Raw genomic sequence first — 3,083 nt, 5'->3', positions numbered from 1 at the left:
CCTGCGGCGGCGGCCTGCCCGGCCGCACGGCGCTCGGCGGCCTCCTCGGGCGGCGAGGATGGCGAGGGTGGTGGGTGGCGGTGTCCTCGCCGTCCGCCGCGCGGGCCGGCTCCCCCTTCTTCTTCGCCGTCTTCTTGCCGCCCTTCTTCGTGGCCTTGCGGTCCTTCTCCGCGCTGCGCGCCTCGAGCAGGTCGTTGCGGATCTCGTTGCGGATCTCGTTGCGGATCTCCTCGCGCAGGGAGTCGCGCAGCTCCTCCACGATGTCCTCGGACACGCCGCGCAGCTCGGAGCGCACGAAGTCGCGGGTGGACATGTCCTGCAGCGCCAGGCGCAGGCCGGCGATCTCCCGGGTTAGGTACTCGGTGTCCGCGAGGTTGCGCTCGGCACGGTCGCGGTCCTCGCGCAGGGCCACCTTGTCACGGTCGTCCTGGCGGTTCTGCGCGAGCAGCAGCAGGGGAGCCGCGTAGGACGCCTGCAGGGACAGCATCAGCGTCAGGGCGGTGAAGCCGATCGCGGCGTCGTCGAAGCGCAGGGACTCCGGACCCCACGTGTTCCAGCCCAGCCAGATCGCACAGAACAGGGTCATCCACAGCAGGAACTGCGGGGTGCCCATGAAGCGGGCGAAGCCCTCGGTCGCCTCGCCGAACGCGTCGGGGTTCGGCGTGAGGCGGGGCATGCGGCGGCGGCGCGCGCTGAGCGGCGTGTCCAGCCCGGACTGGCGGGTGCGCGGGTCCTTGACGTTCTCGGCCATGGGCGCTCCTTACTGCGTGCTCGTCGACGGGTTCGGCAGGTCTTCCGGGTCCATCGCCCGCCAGTCGTCCGGGAGGATGTGGTCCAGCACGTCGTCCACGGTCACGGCGCCGACCACACGCTGCTGGGCGTTCACCACGGGGATGCAGGTGAGGTTGTAGGTCGCCAGCTCGCGGGTCACGTGGACGATCGGGGTGAGGTCGGAGACCGGTTCGAGGTCCTTGTCCAGGATGTTGCCGAGCGGCTCCGGCGGCGGGTAGCGCAGCAGCTGCTGGAAGTGCACGGCGCCGAGGTAGCGGCCGGTGGGGGTCTCCAGGGGAGGACGGGCGACCAGCACGAGCGAGGCCAGGGCCGCGGAGATCTCCTGCTGGCGGATGGTGGCCATCGCCTCGGCCACCGTGTCCTCCGGGGCCATGATCACCGGCACGGGGGTCATGACGGAGCCGGCGGTGTCCTCCTCGTACTCGAGCAGGCGGCGCACGTCGTCCGCGTCCTCGGGCTCCATGAGCTCCAGGAGCAGCTCCTGCTGGCTGTCCGGCAGTTCGTGGAGCAGGTCCGCGGCGTCGTCCGGGTCCATCTCCTCGAGTACGTCGGCCGCGCGTTCGATGTCCAGGTGGGAGAGGATCTGCACCTGGTCGTCGTCCGGGAGCTCCTGCAGGACGTCCGCGAGGCGCTCGTCCTGCAGCTCGGCGGCGACCTCCACGCGGCGCTTGGCCGGCATGTCATGGATCATGTCCGCCAGGTCGGCGGGCTTGAGGTCCTCGTGGTGGGCCACGAAGCTCGTGGCGCCCTGCGGCTCGGAGCCGGCGGTCCACCGTGCCTCGTTCCAGGCGATCAGCCGGTGCTCGCCGCGGGAGCGCCCGAAGGCGCTGCGGCCGGCGTCCTTGCGCACGTACAGCTCCGTCATGAGCCAGTCCCCGTTGCGCTGCTGCTCCAGACCGGCGTCCTCCAGCACGGCCTCGCCCTCGCCGTCGAGCAGGGTGAGCCGACGGTCGAAGAGGTCCGCCGCCACGGTCTGCTCGGCGCCGCGCCGGGAGAAGCGGCGCAGGTTGATCAGGCCGGTGGTGATGATCTGGCCCGAGTCCATGGAGGTCACGCGGGTCATGGGGACGAACACGCGCTTCTTGCCGGGGACCTCGATCACCAGGCCGATCGCCAGCGGTGCGTCCCGCATTCCGCGGTCGAGCACCACGACGTCCCGCAGGCGGCCGAGGCGGTCGCCGAGCGGGTCGAACACGTCCAGCCCGAGCAGGCGGGCCACGAAGATCTTGGAGGAGCTCACCGGTCCAGCCTAGTCCTCCGGTCCGCGGCGTCCCAGATCGGCCCTGGGCGTACAGGGGCCCGGCGGCCGGGACCTGCGCGCGGGGACACGGCAGAATGGGGTCATGTCCTTCATGATGTCCGGACCGACCTCCGCCCGAGAGAACGGCCTGCCGCGCGGCGAGCTGATCTCCACGCACACCACCCGCGAGGCCGCCCAGGAGCAGCTCGAGAGGCTGGTCCAGGGCGACGTCCCGCCCACCGCCGTGACCATGGTGGGCAAGGACCTGCGCGTGGTGGAGCGGGTGCGCGGCCGGATGTCCTACCCGCAGGTGGCGCTGTCCGCCGCGCTGCGCGGCCTGCTCTTCGGCACGCTGATCGGCCTGTTCATGTACATCATCGCCCCGCAGGGCGGCTGGAACCAGGTGCTGTTCTCCGCCCTGCTGGGCGTGGGGCTGTGGATGATCCTCGGCGTGATCGGCCACTCGATGCGCAAGGACAGGAACGGCTTCGCGTCCACCCAGCAGGTGGTGCCGGCCGCCTATGACGTGGTGGTGGCCTTCGAGCACGCCGGGCGTGCCGCGGCGTCCTGACGCCGGCTCCGGTCAGGCCGTGCCCGTCTCGCCCGCCCCGCAGGGCAGCAGGGCGGCCCCGGCCCGCAGACGCACCAGCAGACCCCGACGATGGCGCCCTCCTCCAGCGCCCACGGCGCCTCGGGCTCGTCCCCGGCTTCGCAGGGGCAGCAGGGTCAGGCCGGGCACCAGGGCCAGACTGGTCAGGCCGGGCAGGTCAAGAACGGCGCGCACGTCGCGCGTCCCAGCCTGCCCAGTCCACGGCGGAGCAGCCGGGCGGCGGAGCGTCCGCAGACCCGGGACGGGCAGGCCGCCCAGCCCGCGCAGCCGTCGAGGGGGCCGCCGCCGACGGATCCTCCGCGAGTGCAGACGCCACGCCCCAGGGCCTGGACCGCACCTACGGGCTGCGGCTGTCCCAGGAGGAGGTGGACCGGATCATCGTCGCCCGCGGCGGCACGCCGGGGCCAGCCGCAGCCGCCCGAGCCCCCGGAGGGCGGCTCG

3 protein-coding genes are annotated in these 3,083 nt (G+C 72.7%); 1 reads left to right on the top strand and 2 read right to left on the bottom strand.

Annotation, left to right across the window (positions count from 1 at the left end):
• Both AC2W7A_RS10985 and AC2W7A_RS10980 read right to left on the bottom strand, forming a co-directional pair.
• On the bottom strand, positions 1–751 hold a 751-nt coding region (locus tag AC2W7A_RS10985), incomplete at its 3' end, for a DUF1003 domain-containing protein (protein ID WP_485991386.1).
• Positions 752–760: 9 nt separating this feature from the next.
• Positions 761–2,032, bottom strand: coding sequence for a magnesium transporter MgtE N-terminal domain-containing protein (locus AC2W7A_RS10980; protein ID WP_485991385.1), 1,272 nt, complete (start codon positions 2,030–2,032; stop codon positions 761–763).
• Between the two features lie 103 nt (positions 2,033–2,135).
• Here AC2W7A_RS10980 and AC2W7A_RS10975 point away from each other — a divergent pair, with 103 nt between their 5' ends.
• On the top strand, positions 2,136–2,603 hold the full coding sequence (locus tag AC2W7A_RS10975) for a YflT domain-containing protein (RefSeq protein WP_485991384.1): 468 nt from the start codon (positions 2,136–2,138) through the stop codon (positions 2,601–2,603).
• The last annotated feature ends 480 nt before the right edge of the window (positions 2,604–3,083 follow it).

It is taken from the genome of Micrococcus sp. LASM2_SD2, assembly GCF_057364565.1.
The sequence above is the reverse complement of the archived record's forward strand: the minus strand, read 5'-3'. Positions and strand labels throughout refer to the sequence as shown.

Bases quoted from the DNA above. Each gene is read 5' to 3' on its own strand.
- AC2W7A_RS10975 (WP_485991384.1), top strand. From the start codon at position 2,136: ATGTCCTTCATGATGTCCGGACCGACCTCCGCCCGAGAGAACGGCCTG.